Source organism: Amycolatopsis sp. NPDC049691, from assembly GCF_040675005.1.
GTDB lineage: Bacteria > Actinomycetota > Actinomycetes > Mycobacteriales > Pseudonocardiaceae > Amycolatopsis.
Genome location: NZ_JBFANX010000006.1, coordinates 413,743 through 430,596 on the forward strand (window position 1 = coordinate 413,743; position 16,854 = coordinate 430,596).

General features: G+C 71.5%; 13 protein-coding genes. 6 read left to right on the forward strand and 7 right to left on the reverse strand.

Annotated elements, in window-relative coordinates; genetic code table 11:
- Positions 1-245: 245 nt before the first annotated feature.
- Positions 246-1,175: a pentapeptide repeat-containing protein gene (locus tag AB0J40_RS17080; protein WP_364453497.1), complete on the reverse strand. Its 930-nt coding sequence runs from the start codon at positions 1,173-1,175 to the stop codon at positions 246-248.
- 116 nt (positions 1,176-1,291) lie between these two features.
- Here AB0J40_RS17080 and AB0J40_RS17085 point away from each other — a divergent pair, with 116 nt between their 5' ends.
- Positions 1,292-2,512, forward strand: a complete 1,221-nt coding sequence (locus AB0J40_RS17085; protein WP_364453500.1) for an acetyl-CoA C-acetyltransferase — start codon at positions 1,292-1,294, stop codon at positions 2,510-2,512.
- Between the two features lie 59 nt (positions 2,513-2,571).
- On the opposite strand, the gene AB0J40_RS17090 is transcribed toward AB0J40_RS17085, so the two are convergent.
- The 5 genes from AB0J40_RS17090 to AB0J40_RS17110 form a co-directional block, all read right to left on the reverse strand.
- Positions 2,572-3,531, reverse strand: a complete 960-nt coding sequence (locus tag AB0J40_RS17090; protein ID WP_364453503.1) for a GIY-YIG nuclease family protein — start codon at positions 3,529-3,531, stop codon at positions 2,572-2,574.
- A 4-nt stretch (positions 3,532-3,535) separates the two neighbouring features.
- Entirely contained in the window at positions 3,536-5,068 is a 1,533-nt protein-coding gene (locus tag AB0J40_RS17095; protein WP_364453506.1) for a DHA2 family efflux MFS transporter permease subunit, read from the reverse strand.
- A gap of 66 nt (positions 5,069-5,134) precedes the next feature.
- Entirely contained in the window at positions 5,135-6,403 is a 1,269-nt protein-coding gene (locus AB0J40_RS17100; protein WP_364453509.1) for a YeeE/YedE family protein, read from the reverse strand.
- A gap of 164 nt (positions 6,404-6,567) precedes the next feature.
- On the reverse strand, positions 6,568-7,320 hold the full coding sequence (locus AB0J40_RS17105; protein ID WP_364453512.1) for a hypothetical protein: 753 nt from the start codon (positions 7,318-7,320) through the stop codon (positions 6,568-6,570).
- Between the two features lie 155 nt (positions 7,321-7,475).
- A complete protein-coding gene (locus AB0J40_RS17110) occupies positions 7,476-8,309 on the reverse strand; it encodes a Bax inhibitor-1/YccA family protein (protein ID WP_364453514.1) in 834 nt (277 codons plus the stop codon).
- Between the two features lie 319 nt (positions 8,310-8,628).
- Between AB0J40_RS17110 and AB0J40_RS17115 the strand changes: the two genes are divergently transcribed.
- The 5 genes from AB0J40_RS17115 (at position 8,629) to AB0J40_RS17135 (ending at position 15,500) form a co-directional block, all read left to right on the forward strand.
- Positions 8,629-10,077: a hypothetical protein gene (locus AB0J40_RS17115; protein WP_364453516.1), complete on the forward strand. Its 1,449-nt coding sequence runs from the start codon at positions 8,629-8,631 to the stop codon at positions 10,075-10,077.
- 482 nt (positions 10,078-10,559) lie between these two features.
- Complete coding sequence (locus AB0J40_RS17120) at positions 10,560-11,204, forward strand: class F sortase (protein WP_364453701.1); 645 nt, start codon at positions 10,560-10,562, stop codon at positions 11,202-11,204.
- A 101-nt stretch (positions 11,205-11,305) separates the two neighbouring features.
- A complete protein-coding gene (locus AB0J40_RS17125; protein WP_364453519.1) occupies positions 11,306-13,300 on the forward strand; it encodes an SDR family oxidoreductase in 1,995 nt (664 codons plus the stop codon).
- 105 nt (positions 13,301-13,405) lie between these two features.
- Positions 13,406-14,557: a cell division protein DivIVA gene (locus AB0J40_RS17130; RefSeq protein ID WP_364453521.1), complete on the forward strand. Its 1,152-nt coding sequence runs from the start codon at positions 13,406-13,408 to the stop codon at positions 14,555-14,557.
- Positions 14,558-14,999: 442 nt separating this feature from the next.
- Positions 15,000-15,500: a hypothetical protein gene (locus tag AB0J40_RS17135; RefSeq protein WP_364453523.1), complete on the forward strand. Its 501-nt coding sequence runs from the start codon at positions 15,000-15,002 to the stop codon at positions 15,498-15,500.
- A gap of 12 nt (positions 15,501-15,512) precedes the next feature.
- Here the strand turns inward: AB0J40_RS17135 and AB0J40_RS17140 are convergent, their stop codons facing one another.
- A complete protein-coding gene (locus AB0J40_RS17140) occupies positions 15,513-16,838 on the reverse strand; it encodes an amidase family protein (RefSeq protein WP_364453525.1) in 1,326 nt (441 codons plus the stop codon).
- Between the last annotated feature and the right edge of the window lie 16 nt (positions 16,839-16,854).

Here is a 16,854-nt window from a genome sequence, read left to right on the forward strand (position 1 = left end):
CAGCGGGGTCGGACCGCCCGGTGCAGACCGCCGGCGGCCACCAAGCCGCTCGTCTACCCCGGTGCCGGCCCGAGGGCCGCCGCACGCCGAGCCGTCGTCCCGTCCCGGAGGTCCCGCCTGGCGCAGGCCGTGGTGCGGCACCCCATCCGAAGAGCCAGGGACGCCCCGTAGGCGGCCCGTCCGGTCAACATCGCCAGTTCACCTCCCGTATCGGAAATGGCGACCCTGCTATTGCTGCGACGATCCTATCGGCGCGCCGGTTGCCCCGGTTCGTCCTTTCGTGTCAATTGTGACCTGCCCGTGCCGCCGCGTTCTTCCCAGCCTTCCGGCCAGGTACGGGGAAACCCGGGTTCGGCTTCGGCGCCCGCGAGCCGCGCGGCGGACTTCGTCCCGAAATCGGCCGGACCTGCGAAAACGGCACCGTTGAACGTCTCGCACCCGTCGACGAATTCCACCCCGCGGAAATCGACCCGTTCCTTGAAGTGCGCCTTGTTGAAGTCCGCTTTAGTGCGGAATCGGGTGCCGCGGAAGGACGTCAGTTCGGAGAACGTCGTTCCGTAGCAGGTGATCGAGCGGATCGAACAGTGCGTGAGGTTCAGCCCGACCAGCCGCGCCCCGGAGAAGTCGAGGTCGATGTCCGGCCAGAAGCCTTCGTTCGGCTGTTCGGGCCTGCCGGGGCGCAGGTGCAGCAGGAGGATCCGCTGCGCGGTCTTGCGGACCTGCGCCCCCTCCTTGTCGGCGTCCTCGACCGGCATCCGCAGGTAGGCGCAGAGGACGTTGACGATCGTCTGCCGGTGCTCGGGGTACCCGCCGGCGAGCCGTTCGAGCGAGTACAGCCCGGCGAGGCGGACCGGCGCCTTGTCGCTGCCGAGCTGGTCGGCGGCCTTGCCGTAGATCTCGGTGATCCGCCGCTCGGTGGCGTCGTGGTCCTTCTGCGCGAGGTCGAGCTCGGCCGACCGCTGCCGCCGCGCCGCGAGCAGCAGGGCGGCGGCGCCCCCGGTGCCGACGACGATGTTGGCGGCGGTCTTGAGGGCGTCCAGCCGGGCGGAGTCCTCCGGGCGGCCACCGCCCAGGAGGGTCAGCAGCAGGGTGGCCGCGAGCGCGGCGACGACCAGCAGCCCGGCGCCCCACAGCAGGATCGTCCTCGTCCGCAGCACGCGCGTCTCGGTCCCCACCCGGGTGATCCTGCCAGCCCGCTGTTGCGTTGGTCGCGTTCGGCTTTGCCGGGAGCGTGGTTCACGGCACACTGGTGAGCAACCGCTTAGCTCGCGATACGAGGATGTGTCACGCCATGCCTGAAGCCGTCATCGTCTCCACCGCTCGTTCGCCGATCGGCCGTGCCGGGAAGGGCTCGCTGGTCGGCATGCGGCCCGACGACCTGACCGTGCAGATGGTCCAGGCCGCGCTGGCCAAGGTGCCGGAGCTCGACCCGACCGACATCGACGACCTGATGCTCGGCTGCGGCCTGCCGGGCGGCGAGTCCGGGTTCAACATGGGCCGCGCGGTCGCCGTCGAGCTCGGCTACGACCACCTGCCCGGCTGCACCATCACGCGCTACTGCTCGTCCAGCCTGCAGACCACCCGGATGGCGTTCCACGCGATCAAGGCCGGCGAGGGCGACGTCTTCATCTCGGCCGGCGTCGAGACCGTCTCGCGGTTCGCCAAGGGCAGCTCGGACTCGTGGCCGGACACGCACAACCCGCTGTTCGCCGACGCCGAGAAGCGCACGGCGGCGACGGCCGAGTCGGGCACGGACAGCTGGACGGACCCGCGCGAGTCCGGTGACGTCCCCGACGTCTACATCGCGATGGGCCAGACCGCGGAGAACCTGGCGCGGCTGAAGGGCGTCACGCGCGAGGAGATGGACGAGTTCGGCGTCCGCTCGCAGAACCTGGCCGAGAAGGCCATCGCGGACGGCTTCTGGGCCAAGGACATCACCCCGGTGACGCTCCCGGACGGCACGGTCGTCTCGAAGGACGACGGCCCCCGCGCGGGCGTGACCATCGAGGGCGTTTCGGGCCTGAAGCCGGTGTTCCGCCCGGACGGCCGCGTGACGGCGGGCAACTGCTGCGCGCTGAACGACGGCGCGGCGGCGCTGGTGATCATGTCCGACACGAAGGCGCGCGAGCTGGGCCTGACGCCGCTGGCCCGCATCGTGTCGACGGGCGTGACGGGGCTGTCGCCGGAGATCATGGGCTACGGGCCGGTGGAGGCGTCCAAGCAGGCGCTGTCGCGGGCGGGCCTGTCGATCGGCGACATCGACCTGGTGGAGATCAACGAGGCGTTCGCCGCGCAGGTGATCCCGTCGTACCGCGACCTGGGCATCGACCTGGACCGCCTGAACGTCAACGGCGGCGCGATCGCGGTGGGCCACCCGTTCGGCATGACGGGCGCGCGCATCACGTCGACGCTGATCAACTCCCTGCAGCACCACGACAAGCAGTTCGGCCTGGAGACGATGTGCGTGGGCGGCGGCCAGGGCATGGCGCTGATCATCGAACGCCTCTCCTGAGCTTGTGACGCGGTGAAGGCCGCCACCGGGCTTCCGGTGGCGGCCTTCACCCCTTCCGGTCAGCTGCTGCCGCGCTCCCCTCGCTTCAGCTGAGGCAGCCAGTACTCAGGGGGCTGCGGATCCCCGGCGACAGGCACCTCCTCCTCCGGATCGAGACGCCCCGGCCCCGGGAAGCGAAGACGCGGCATCGCCAAGGCTGCGCGGGTGCGGCGGACCGCGACCGGCGGGAGCTTCTCGAACATCGGGATGTTCAGCAGCAGCGGGAAGCCGTTCGGGGCGAACTTCAAGTCCCACGTCCGGCTGACGACCTGGCAGTGATCGCTCATCTCGAAGATGGCGGTCACCGCGTTTTCCCCTGTCGGATCGACCGCCAGCCACACCAGCCTGTCCCCCGGACGGAGACGTTCGCGGCCGTTGATCACTCCCGCTGGGGCGGTCCCGGCCCGATCGAGAAACGGGACGGGGTCCTCAGTGGCGCCCTGATCGTCGTCACTGAGTCCCGCCACCGCGCCGACGTTGTCCGTGCCCATCAGTTCGAGGCTGTCGCCGTCGGTGTGCGCTTGCCAGAAGTCGTACGGATAAAACGGTCTCGACAGCAACGGATCCAGCATGGCCAGAACCACGAAGATCTCACCGGCCTTCGTGGCGAGCGTCATCCGATCGCCCGCGCCGACGGTGTGAACCTCGTCCGACGCCCACGCACCGATCCCGTCCACCAGCGCACGTCCTTCGCGGATCGTCTCGATGGCGACTTCGACGGGAACCTCGAAGAACTCGCGGCGCGGGTTGAGCCGAAACTCGGCGAGCGCGTCGTGCGCGAACCGCTCCAGCTCCCGCGGGCGGCACGTCGCCGCCCGGAATTCGACCGTGAAGGGTTCGGGCAAGCCGGAGCCCGACAACTCCTTGGCCCGGTCTTCCGCAAGCCGGTCGGTGAACCCGATCTTCACCACGCCCGGATCACGCGGGTTGCGCAGCACGTAGACGAACCCGAACGACCACGGTTTCCCGGTCTTCCCCATCGGCTCAGTGGACCATCACCGGCGGTGCCGCCTCCTCGCCTTCCGAGGGGGCCGGTGCCGCCGGTTTCGTCTTCGGCAGGAACAGCGCCGGGAGCACGCACAGCACCACCAGCACCAGCGACCACACGAACGTCGTCGAGAACGCCTCCGCCGCCAGGCCCGTCGCCGCCGTGTGCGTGGCCGGGTTCAGGATCGCGCCCGTTGCCGCCAGCTGGCCCTGGGCCGTCGGGACGCCGAACTTGCCCGCCAGCAGCGCCGCCAGGATCGTGGCCATCACCGCCGAGCCGATCGCGCCCGCCGTCTGCTGGACGATGTTCGTCGCCGTCGACGCGCGGGCCATGTCCTTCGGCTGCAGCGTCTGCAGCGCCGACGTCGTGATCGGCATCATCGTGCAGCCCATGCCCAGGCCCATCACGAACAGCGCCGACAGCAGCGTCCAGTACGGCGTGGTCGCCGTGACCTGGGTCAGCACCGCCATCGCGCCGATGATCAGCACCATGCCGGGCAGCACGATCTTGCGCGCCCCGACCTTGTCCGCCAGCCTGCCGGTGATCGGCATCGTGATCATCGCGCCGATGCCCTGCGGGGCCAGCAGCAGCCCGGCGTGCAGCGTCGTTTCGCCGCGCACCAGCAGGAAGTACGTCGGCAGCAGCATCATCCCGCCGAGGAACGCCACGAAGAACAGCGACATCGTCACCATCGCCACCGTGAACGACCGGTTCTTGAACAGCCGCAGGTCCACCAGGGGGTTCGGCACGCGCAGCGCGCGCAGCACGAACGCCACCAGCAGCGCCAGCCCGGCCAGCGCCGGCAGCCACACCTCGACCGCGCCGACCCCGCCCGCCGACGGGATCTTCGAGACGCCGAAGATCAGCGCCGCCAGGCCGGGCGACACCATCAGCATGCCCGCGAAGTCGAAGCGCGACGCCGTCTCGGGCTCGTCCTTGGGCAGCAGCCGCCACGACAGCAGCAGCGTGACCAGGCCGATCGGGACGTTGATGAAGAAGATCCAGCGCCAGCTCACCGCGTCGACCAGCCAGCCGCCGAGGATCGGGCCGCCGATCGGGCCGAGCAGCATCGGCACGCCCAGCACCGCCATCACCCGGCCGAGCCGCTGCGGGCCCGCCGTGCGGGTCAGGATCGTCATGCCGCACGGCATCAGCATGCCGCCGCCGAAGCCCTGCAGGACGCGGAAGATGATCAGCGTTTCGATGTTCCACGCCGCGCCCGCGAGCATCGAGCCCGCCAGGAACAGCACGATCGCGAGCATGTAGAGCCGCTTGGTGCCGAACCGGTCGGACGCCCAGCCGGTGACCGGGATCACGGTGGCCAGCGCCAGCAGGTAGCCGGTGGCGACCCACTGGATGACGTCGAACGACGTCGAGAACTCGATCGTCAGCTTCTGCAGCGCGACGTTGACGACCGTGGTGTCCAGGATCGCCATGATGGCGCCGAGGACGACCACGGACGCGACCTTCAGCACCCCGGCGTCGAGCGCGTCACCGTTCGGCGCCGAGCCGGTTCTTTCCGTAGTCATAAGGAGATTTCCCCCAGTTTCGTCGATTCGTCCGCGACGATACCGGGGACCTCCGACAAAACCGCGTCAGCAGATGCTGTCGGTCGGCACCGGGTTCGCCAGCCCGAACAGCGGCCGCAGCTTCAGCCCCACCCACGTGCCGCCGAGCGCGAACACGCCCCACAGCCAGCCGTGCAGGCTGCCGGTCGAGATCCCGCCGAGGTACGCGCCGATGTTGCAGCCGCCCGCCATCCGCGCGCCGACGCCCATCAGGACGCCGCCGAGGATCGCGGCCACCGCGGTGCGCCACGGGATCGAGCTGTGGATCTTCCACGCGCCCGCGGCCGCGGCGGCCACCGCCGCGCCGATCATGATCCCGATGTCGGTCAGGCTGTTCTTGTCCTTCCAGATCGGGCCGGCCAGCGACGTCGCGTTGGTCTTCTGCCGCCAGAACTCCCACGACTCCGGGTGCAGCCCGAACACCTGCAGGATCTTGGCGCCCCACAAGGAGAACGCGCTCGTGACGCCCCAGATCCCGCCGGACACGAGGAACACCGCGCCGGCCAGCACGCCCAGCACGACGGCGCCGACGAGGACCGGCCACGAGCCGCGGAGGATCCGCGCGAAGCCGTGCGCGGTCGGCACGACGTCCACCGGCGGCGGCGTGCGGCGGCGCTGCACCGCGCGGGTGGCCAGCACGATCCCGCCGAGCACGGCGATCGTGATCGCCCACGAGCCGAACCAGCCGACGTGGTCGGCCAGCAGCACGCCCGGGAAGGCCGGCCAGCCGTTCAGCAGCGGGTACGCCCAGGTGTAGAGCACGGATCCGCTGATGAACCCGCCGAGCGTCAGCACGATCGCCGACTGGCCGGAGCCGACGGCGAACAGCGTGCCGGACGCGCACGCGCCGCCGAGCTGCATGCCGATCGCGAACAGCGTCGCGCCGACGAAGAGGGCGAGGCCGAGCGGGCTGGCCGTCGGCGCCGGCTTGCTGCCGAACAGCCCGGCACCGGTCCCCGCGATCAGCGCGATCAGCGTCGCGGCGGTGCCGAGCAGGAGCGTGTGGGCGCGCAGGCCCTGTCCGTTGCCGACGGCGATGAGCTGGCGCCACGCCGACGTGAAACCGAAGCGCGAGTGGAACAACGCGAGCCCGAGGCCGAGGCCGAGCAGCAGCAGGACCCCGAACTTGGGGCCTTGGCTCGCCCAGACGTACCAGGTCAGGCCGGCCGCGAGGACACCCGCGACGGCCAGCGGGACCACGCGGACGGGCTCCTCCGGCTGCGGGACGGGCGCGGCGCAGGAGGTGGGGAAGTCGAGGAACTTCTTTTCACCGGCAGGGGATTCGGTCGTCGCCACCAGTACTCCAGGCTCGGGCGGGAAGGACGACCCAAGGTAGGTCCGGTGATCGCTTCGTCGCAGCCCGTCGCACACTGTGGGACGAACGGAGCAATCCGGGTACCTCCCGACGCGAAGAAGGCCTCCTCGCGAAGCACGCGAGAAGGCCTCCGACGGTCCGGCAGCTAGTTCGTCTTGACGCACATCGTCGTCGCCGGCTGCGGGTAGATCGCGACGCGGGTGGCTTCGGTGCCCTCGCAGACGCTGTCGCTGGCCTGGCCTTCGACGACCTTCACGAGCTCGGCGTCCTTGCTCGGGTCGGTGCACGCGACCTTCTGGTAGCCCTTGGTCTGCGACGAGAAGTTCGCCAGGCAGTCGCCCTGCTTCGCGTTGATCATCAGGCACAGCTTGTACGAGCTGCGGCCGCTGACCGAGTACGTGTCGTAGCCGGAGTCGGAGCCGCCGGGGCACTGGTCGCTCGCGCTGTCGAGCTTCGCGGCGATCTTGACGTTGGCCTTCGGGTCGCCGCAGTCAGCCTTCGCCGGGTCGTCGCCGCCCCGGGTGAACTCGGTGATCGAGAGGCAGTCACCGACGTTGGAGCTGGCCGGCGAGCTGTTGAACGACACGATCCCGATGACCACGGCCACGATCACGACGACGCCGAGGACACCGAACTTGATGATGGCGCCGGTCTTCGACTTCTTCGGCACCGGGGGCGCGGGCGGGAACTGGCCGGGCTGGAACTGGCCGGGCTGACCGGGCGGCGGCGGGTACTGCCCCGGCGGCGGGCCGTACTGGCCGTCCTGCGGCGGGGTGCCCGGCGCGCCGAACTGGCCCTGCTGGCCGTACTGCTGCGGCTGACCGCCCGGCGGCGGCCCGTACGGATCGGGCTGGCCCACCGGCTGCTGGCCCCCGGGGGCCGGAGGGGGAACGCTCACTGTGCACCTCACACATGTGAAATGAAGAACCGACCGGCACATCCAACACGCAGGGTGAGCGCGGCCCGCAGCGGGGTCCCCGAATGCACGAATTACCCACAGAAAAGGCGCCCCGCCGATTACGGAGCGCCTTCACTGGGGAACGGTGAGCCAGGTTACTCGCGGAGGTACGACAGCAGCCGCAGGATCTCCAGGTACAGCCACACGAGCGTCGTCATCAGGCCGAACGCGGTGTACCAGGCCCACTTCGACGGCATGCCCTCGCGGATCATCCGGTCGGCCTGGTCGAAGTCGAGCAGGAAGCTGAACGCCGCGATGCCGATGCAGACGATGCTGAACACGATGGCGAGCGGGCCGCCGTCGCGCAGCGGGTTGAAGCCGAAGAACAGCGCGCTGATCAGGTTGAACAGCATCAGGATCGCGACGCCGACGACGGCACCGACGATCCACTTGGTCAGCTTCGGCGTCACCTTGACCGCGCCGGTCTTGTAGACGACCAGCATGCCGATGAAGACACCGGCGGTGCCGATGATCGCCTGCAGCGCGATGCCCGGGTAGACGACCTCGAACACGCCGCTGAGCGCGCCGAGGAAGAGCCCTTCGGCCGCCGAATAGACCAGCGTCAGCGGGCCGCTCGGCTTCTGCCGGAAGATGATCACGAGGGAGATGACGAGCCCGACGACGAGGCCGCCGAGCATGGCGCCGATGAGGGCGCCGGACAGCCTGCCGGTCTCGGCGAGCTGGGTCTGGGCCCAGATGCCGGTGACGATGCCGGCGAGCAGCGCGACGCCGAGGCTCATGCCGGTCTTGACGACGACGTCGTCGACCGTCATCGGGCGGTCGCCCTCGCCGGAGCGGACCTGCCCGGGGCCGTACCCGGGCACGCCGCCCTGGGTCTGGTTGAAGCCCACCGGGGGCCCGTACTGGCCGTAAGTCTGCGTTCCGCCGTGCGGCAGGTTGCGGAACGCCGGGTTGCTACTGGAACGCACCTGATCCTCCTGGATCTGCTGCTTCGTGGATCGACGCTGCATCGGGTTCAACGACCGCCGGGAGCGAGCGGTTCCCGTCGAGTAAAGAGGACTTTACTCGACGGCGAGCCCCTGGCCTCGGTGGACACGGTATGCGACGGAGATCACGACCGTTCGGCGACAGCCACCCGAAGAGCGGTAGACACCCGCACCCCTTCCGAGTGACCCTCACCTGGCGTGCCCGGATGCTCACCGTGCGCGCGTCGGGGACTTGATCAAGCACGTGACCTGCGAAGACGCGGTGGTACCGAACCGCGTCCGACGAAGGAGCCTGGACACCATGAGGTGGTCGACACGTCCCCGCGCGGGCGTCCGCGCGCTCACCGGCCTGGTCGCCGCGGCCCTGCTGGGCGCGCTGTCCGTGACCGTCGCGGCCCCGGCGGCCTACGCCGCGAAGCAGGAGGGCGTCGGCTACGCGGTCGAGCCCGGCCAGGACGGCACCGGCCCCCGGAACTGGCTGGGGTCCTACGTCGTCGGCGGGCAGCAGGTGTTCTGCGTGAGCTTCCAGCTGAAGGCGCCGGACACCGACGAGGTCTACAAACCCGGCGACGAGCTGCTGACGAAGTGGGGCACGAAGCTCCCGGCCGAGCAGGCGGCGGACATCTCGTACCTGCTGCTGCGCTACGGCGCCACGAAGAAGCCGGACGAGGCCGCGGCGCTGGCGCACCTGCTGCACTCCTGGACCTCGGCGCCGCGCACCCCGGCGGACCTCGACCCGGCGCTGCCCGCCGCGAAGCTCGGCTACGACGCGCCGTTCCACCTGGCGGGCCTGCCCGCGAGCGCCCGGGCGGCGGTCGACGAGCTGAAGTCCGAAGCGGCGGCCAACCGCGGCCCGTGGACGGCGTCGGTGACCACGCCGAAGGACCCGCAGTACCCCGGCGAGCCCGCCGAGTGGACGGTCACGGTGAAGAACGCCAAGGGCAAGGGCGTTCCCGGGGTGCCGGTGAAGCTGGTGGCGACCGCCGCGACGCTCGGCGGCGGGGAACCGGCCGCGGGCAACGCGAGCCCGCAGGGCGCCGCGAAGGACGTCACGCTCGACACGGGCGCCGACGGGACCGTGAAGGTGAAGCTGACCCCGGCCGGTGAGCAGCCGAAGCTCGTGGCGTCGCTGTCCGCGCCGGCCGACCGGCCGTACGTGCGGGTACCGGTCGACACGGGCAAGCAGCGCGTCGTCTCGACCGGCGGCGAGCAGGAGCTGACGGCGCAGGGCGTGGTCAGCGTCGCGAAGCCGGGCAAGGTCCAGGTGACCAAGACGGACGCGAACACGGGCAAGGGCGTCGGCGGCGCGGTCCTGCGGATCACGGGCAAGGACAGGGCGACGGCCGCGCTCGGCCAGGACGGCAAGCCGCTCACCGGCGCCGACGGCAAGCCCGCGGTGGTCACGACGGACGGCGCGACGGGCGGCGTGAAGGTCGAGAACCTGCGCGCGCCGCAGGAGATCTGCGTGGTGGAGGCGAGCCCGCCGCCGGGCTACACGAACGCGTACGACCCGAAGAACCCGCCGTCGGCGTGTGGCACGGTGAAGCCGGGCGAGACGCTGGCGTTGACGGTGACGAACAAGCCCAATGAAGTGCCGCGGGCGATCCCGGCGGGCGGCGCGCCGGTCGTCCAGGCGCGGGGTGCGGTCGAGACGAGCTATTCGGTGGCGGGGCTGGCCGGGCTCGGCGCGCTGGTGCTGCTGGGCGCCGGGCTGGCGGCCTTCGCCGCGCGGCGGGCCTCGCGCAGGTAAGCGAGATGGCACGCACCAACGCCGAGGGCTGGTCGGCGGACGACGACGGGACGCTGTACCGGCCCAGCGCGGGCGGCTGGTTCGAGCCGAGCCCGGCCCGGCCGGCCGGCCACGGTGGCCGGGCCGAACCGCTCGCGGGCACGGCCGGCGGCCAGGCCGCGGCGACTTGGGTCGGGAGCGACCACACCGGCAGCCAGACAGCGGCCAGCCAGACCACAGCGAACGCCGGCCGGACCGCGAGCGGCCACACCGACAGCCGAACAACCGCCAGCCAGACCGCCGCGGACCCCAGCCGGGCAACGAGCAGCCACACCGGCGGCCGGGCAGTCGCGGGCACCACCGGCCAGGCCGCCGCGAACGCCGGCTGGACCGCGGACGACACCTGGGCCGGCTGGGGCGAAGCCGAGCCCGTCGGCGAATGGGCGCCCCGGAAGCCGAAGCGCGGGCGGCTGCTCGTCGGCTTCGCGCTCGGCGCGGCCACCGTGCTCGCCGTCCAGTTCGGTGGCAACGTCGTCACCTCGGCGCCCGCGGTCGTCGTCGCCGGGACCGCGCTGCCCGCCGCCGGGGCCGCCGCGCCGGCGGCCCGTCCGGCCACGCCCGCACCGCCGCCGCCCCCGGCGCCGGCGACCACCAGCGCCGCCCCCGCCGCCCCGGCCGCGCAGACGTCCGCCCCACCGGCACCGCCCCCTCAACAACCCGGCACCGTCCGGCTCCCCGCCGGCGGCACGGCGACCCTCGTCCGCACCGACCTCGGCCCCAGCGGGGAACTCCCCGTCCCCGCCGACCTGCGCCAAGCGACCTGGTGGGGCGCCGACCTGAACGCCGCCGGCGGGGCGAGCGTCTTCGCCGGGCACGTCAACTGGCGGGGCGCCACCGGGCCGTTCGCCGAGCTGTGGTCCGCGCGGATCGGCGGCGAAGTGACCATTGTGGACAGTGCGGGCCGGACCCGGCGCTACCGGATCTCCCAGCTGGTCACGGTGCACAAGGACGACCTGCCCGCCCGCGCCGACGACCTGTTCGGCCAGTCCGGCCCGCACCGCGTGGTGCTCGTGACGTGCGGCGGCCGCTGGGTCGGCGGCTCGGACGGCTACGAGGAGAACCGCGTCGTCGTCGCGGACCCCGAATAAGTTACTCGTGGGTAACATCACGTTTCGGCACGGTGGTCAGTGACGTCGCCATGCAGCAGAATGCCCAGGGTCAGGCGAGCGCGGTGAGAGGTGTGAAGACGATGGCGACGTTCTTGGTGACCGGGGCGACCGGACTGATCGGGCGCCAGTTCACCCGGCTGCTGCTCTCCCGTCCCGACGACGACCGCGTCGCGCTGCTGGTCCGCGCGTCGAGCAAGGCCAAGCTGGCCGCGCTGGTCGACCAGTGGCCGCACTCCGACCGCGTCACGCTCGTCACCGGCGACCTCGGCGAGCCGCTGCTCGGCGTGTCCGAAGCGGACCGCGAGCAGCTGCGCGGCAGCGTCGACCACGTCGTCCACCTGGCCGCGCTCTACGACCTCACCGCCGACGACGAAGCCAGCGTCAAGGCCAATGTGGACGGCACGCGCGCCGTCGTCGACCTCGCCGCCGACCTGCGCGCCGGCTGCCTGCACCACGTGTCCTCGGTGGCCGTCGCGGGCGACCACGAAGGCGTTTTCACCGAGGAGATGTTCGACGCCGGGCAGCGGCTGGTCACGCCGTACCACCGGACCAAGTTCGAGGCCGAGAAGATCGTCCGGGAGCAGGACCGGGTGCCGTGGCGGGTGTACCGGCCCGCCGTCGTCGTCGGGCACTCCGAGACCGGCGAGATGGACAAGATCGACGGCCCGTACTACCTCTTCCCGGCGATCAACCGGCTGGCCGGGCTGCCGGACGTGCTGCCGCTCGTCGGCCCGGACCTCGGCGACACCAACATCGTGCCGGTCGACTACGTCGCCGAGGCGCTGCTGGAGCTGGTCGTCAAGCCCGGGCTCGACGGCCACGCGTTCCACCTGGTCAACCCCGAGCCGCAGCCGGTCGTCTCGGTCTACAACGCCTTCGCGAAGGCCGCGGGCGCGCCGACGATCACCGTGCAGCTCGGGGAAGGGCTGTCCAAGCGGATCGTCGGGCTGGTCAAGCTGACCGAGCACATCCCCGGCGTCACCATCGCCCGCGACGCCGTGCTGGAGCGCTTCGGCATCCCGCCGGTGCTGCTGGAGACGATGGCGTTCCCGTCGGTGTTCTCCTCGGCCGAGACGCGCAAGGCCCTCGCCGGCACGGTCGAGGTGCCCCGGCTGGAGGAGTACGCGCCGACGCTGTGGCGCTACTGGCGCGAGCACCTCGACCCGTTCCGCGCGCGCAAGCACGGCCCGCGCGGCGAACTGGACGGCCGGCGCGTGATCATCACCGGCGCGTCGTCGGGCATCGGGCGCGCGACGGCGCTGAAGGTCGCCGCGGCCGGCGGGGTCCCGCTGCTCGTCGCGCGCCGCCAGCACGAGCTGGAAGAGGTCCGCGACGAGATCGTCGCCGCCGGCGGCACGGCGTCGGTCTACCCGGCCGACCTCACCGACGAGGACTCGGTGCACAAGGCCGTCGACGCGATGCTGGCCGAGCATGGCCGGATCGACATGCTGGTCAACAACGCCGGCCGGTCGATCCGCCGGTCGATCAAGCTGTCCTACGACCGGATGCACGACTACGAGCGCGCGATGGCGATCAACTACTTCGGCGCGGTCCGGCTGATCCTCGCGGTGCTGCCGCACATGTCGGAGCGGAAGTTCGGGCACATCGTGAACGTGTCGTCGATCGGCGTCCAGGGCATCGCGCCGCGCTTCTCGGCGTACGCGGCGTCGAAGGCGGCACTGGACTACTTCTCCCGGATCGCGGCGACCGAGACGCACGGCGACGGGATCACGTTCACCACGATCCACATGCCGCTGGTGCGCACGCCGATGATCCGGCCGACGAAGATCTACGACGCGTTCCCGACGAAGTCGCCGGAGCAGGCCGCGGACATGGTGATGAAGGCGCTGGTCGAGCGGCCCAAGCACATCGGCACCCCGGCGGGGCAGGCGATCGGGCTGGCCTACACGCTCACGCCGGGCCTCACCGACGCCATCGCGTACCAGGGCTTCCGGATCTTCCCGGATTCGACCGCGGCGGGCGGTTCGGGCCAGCTGAAGATCGGCCGTGGCGAGAAACACCTCTCGCGCGCGGCGATGGCTCTCGCCCGGCTTTCGCGCGGGTTCCACTGGTAACCGAGGGTTTCCGGGGTGAGGCCGTTCCGGCGACACGGCGACACGTGTTGGTGATTCGTTAAGCCGGACGGCGGAAGCGGACGGTCCCCGGGTACGGTCGGGCCCATGGTTCCTGAGCGCGACCCCGCCGCAACCGCCCTCAACGGCCTCCTCCCCCTTCGCCGCGAGTACACGCAGGCTTGGCACGGCTTCGACCGCAACGAGGTCCGGCAGTACCTGGACCACGTCGAAGCCCAGCTGCGCCGCGTGCTCAGCGAGCGCGACGCCGCCGTGGCGCAGGCCGCCGCCGCGACCCGCGAGGCCGAGACGGTCCGTTCGCAGGTGGCGGCGCTCGAAGCGCGCATCGAGGAGCTGAAGAAGCCGCCGGAGCGGCTCGAGGACCTCGACGAGCGGATGCAGCGCACGGTCACGCTCGCGCAGGCCCGCGCGGACGAGATCATCAAGCGCGCCGAGGCCGCCGCGGAGAAGACGTGGGCGGGCTCGACCGAGGCGTCGAAGAAGCTGCGTGAGCGGTACACGAAGCTGGTCGCGGAGCTCGACAAGCAGGCCGACCTGCTGCACTCCGAGCACGAGAACGCGCTCGCCGAGACGCGCGCCGAGGTGCAGCGGCTGACCGTCGAGGCGGCCCAGCGGCGCGAGCTGCTGGACAACGAGGCGGAGCGGAAGCGGCGGAAGCTCGAGCGCGAGTTCGAGGCGTCCCAGGCGGCGCAGAAGGCGGCGCTGGAGAAGCACGTCGCCGACCAGCGCACGGCGAGCAAGAACCAGGCCGAGCGCCGGCTGGCGGAGGCGACGGCGGAGGCCAAGCGGCGGCTGGACGAGGCCACCGCGGAGGCCCGCCGCCGCCTCGACGAGGCGACCACCCAGGCGGCCCAGCGCACGACGGCGGCGAACCGCAAGGTCGAGCGCCTGGCGGAGATCCGCGAGCAGGCCCGCAAGAGCCTGGCGATGGCGGAGGACATCCTCAACCGCAGCGAGACGCAGCTGGCGCCGCTGCCGGAGGAAGCGGTGATCCCGCAGGCGTCGAAGCTGGTGGGCGGCGACTCGGCGGAGTCCCCGGAAGCCGCGACGACGCCGTCGGCCCCGGTGGTGCCGGTGGTCCAGCCGTCGATCCCGGCATCGGCGAAGGCGCCGAAACCGGCCGCGCAGGCGCCCAAGCCGGCGCCGAAGCCCGCCAACTCGAACGGGCCGGCGACGAAGCCGGCGAACGGGAACGGGGCCAAGCCCCTGACCCCGACGGCGAGCAAGCCGGGCTCCTGAGCTGACGCGCCGAAGGCCGCCTCGAGGTTTCGAGGCGGCCTTCGGCGCGTTCAGGGGCGCTTTCGCTGCTTTCGCTTCGCGGCTCTCACCTTGAGCCGGGTTTCGAGGTACCGCCAGAGATGTGGATACCGCAGTAGCGGACGCGCTATGACGGCCAACGCGAGCACCACACCGGCCACCGGTGTCGCGGCGGGCTGGATGATCGTGGTCAACACAAGAACTCCCAAGGTGTGCGGTTGGTACACCAAGGGACTTTTCAGCCTCCGGCCGGTGCGGACCACCGTCGAACGCCCGGTGGCCCACAGGTTGGGCGTCTTTGCACTCATCTGTCAAGGTAACCTTGACACCAACTGAGCAAGTGCAGTGGTGAGCCCCCTCCTGGGGGGCGAACGCCGCGTCCGCTCTTGTCAAGATAAACTTTAAAAAGTTCGTCAAGGTCGGCTTGACGAACTTCAACAAGCAGAGGGGGCCTCCGATCATGCGAAAGCCGCGCCGAACCACCTTGCGGGCACACGCCGAGCACCTGGCCGCGGTGGCTCGCGCGTATTCGGATCTGGCTCGGCGGCACCGCTCGGCCGCGGACGCGGTCGCCCGGGAAAAGCCCGCACTCACCGCGGACAGGGACTTCACCCCGTGGTTGCTGGAAGTCAGCGAACTCGCCGCGAGCGCGGAACGCCTGGTCGCGTACGAGGTCGAGCTGGCCCGCAGTTTCGGGGTGAAATGGGACGAAATCGCCGAAGCGCTGGGCGTCAGCCGCCAAGCGGCTTGGGAACGATTCGCCAAGGCGCCTCGCCAGGGCAAGAGCAGGCGTTACTCACAAGCGATGCAAGCGCGCCGAGCCGAGTGGGTCCGGAGTCTCAACCGCCGTCTGACCCCGGAACAAAGCATGGCGTTCTCCGAGTTCGAGCGCCGCATGCCCCAAGAAGCCGCGGAACCTTTCTGAGCTTGGGGCGCTTCAGGAGCGGGCTGTCCTCGGCCACGGGTTCGCGGCCTCCAGCTGGGCCGCCAAGCCCAGCAGCAACGACTCCTCGCCCGGCCGCCCCACCAGCTGGACCGACGTCGGCAGCCCCGAGCGCGCCGACCGGCCCACCGGGACCGTGATCGCCGGGTAGCCCGCGAAGTTCCACTGCCCCGTGAAGCCCGCCAGCCGCGTCGACGGCAGCACGTTCGCCAGCCACCGCTTCTCGTGCCAGCGGCCCGCCTTCACCGGCCAATGGGACAGCGTCGGCGTGATCAGGACGTCGTGCGAAGCGAAGAACTCCGCGGCCCGCGCCACCCACCGGTCCCGCGTGCTCGAACGGATCAGCCCCGCTCGCGACAGCAGCCTGCCCACCCGGACGTGCGTGCGCGTCCGGCGCTGGAACCGCGCGAAGTCGAAGTCCGCCGCCTGGACCGCCGGGCCCGCCAGCCAGCGGGCCGTCATGCCCAGGACCATCGTCGCCGGGTAGCGGGGCGCGGCCGGCGTCACCGCGTGCCCCGCCGACGCCAGCAGGCCCGCCGCCTGCGAAACCGCCGCCACCAGTTCGCGGGGCACCGGGGTGTGCAGCAGCGGCACCGTCGTCGACATCCCGATGCGCACCGCTGACGGCGAAGGCACCGACGCCAGCGACGGATCACCGGCCAGCACCGAGTACAGCAGCGCCGCGTCCTCGACCGTCGTCGCCAGTGGGCCGTGCACCGACATGCCGAACCAGCCGCCCTCCGACAGCTCGCCCGCGCCCGGTTTCAGCCCGACCAGCCCGCACATCGCCGCCGGGAGGCGGACCGAGCCCATGCCGTCCGTGCCGTGGGCCAGCGGGACCAAGCCCGCCGCCACCGCCGCCGCGCTGCCGCCGGACGAGCCGCCCGACGCGTACGTCGGGTCCCACGGGTTGCGGGCGATGCCGTCCGGGGTGTCGCTCATCGGCCAGACGCACAGCTCCGGCACCCGCGTCAGCCCCACGAGCACCGCGCCCGCCGCCCGCAGCCGGGCCGCGATCACCCCGTCCTCCTCGAACGGCGAAGACGACCCCGCCAGCGAACCGTGCGACGCGTACTCGCCCGCGATCTCCGTGACGTCCTTGACCGCGACCGGCACCCCGGCCAGCGGCAACGACGCCAGATCGGGCCGCGTTGCCACCGCCGCGGCTTCCTCGAGCGCCTCGGCCGAACGCACCCGGCGGAAGGCGCCGACCACGCCGTCCGCCGCCGCGATCCGGTCGAGGGCCTCCTTGGCCACCTGGACCGGATCGAGCTGCCCGGCCCGCACGGAAGCCGCGATCTCCGCGGCGGTCGACACCATGATCGCGACCCTAGCC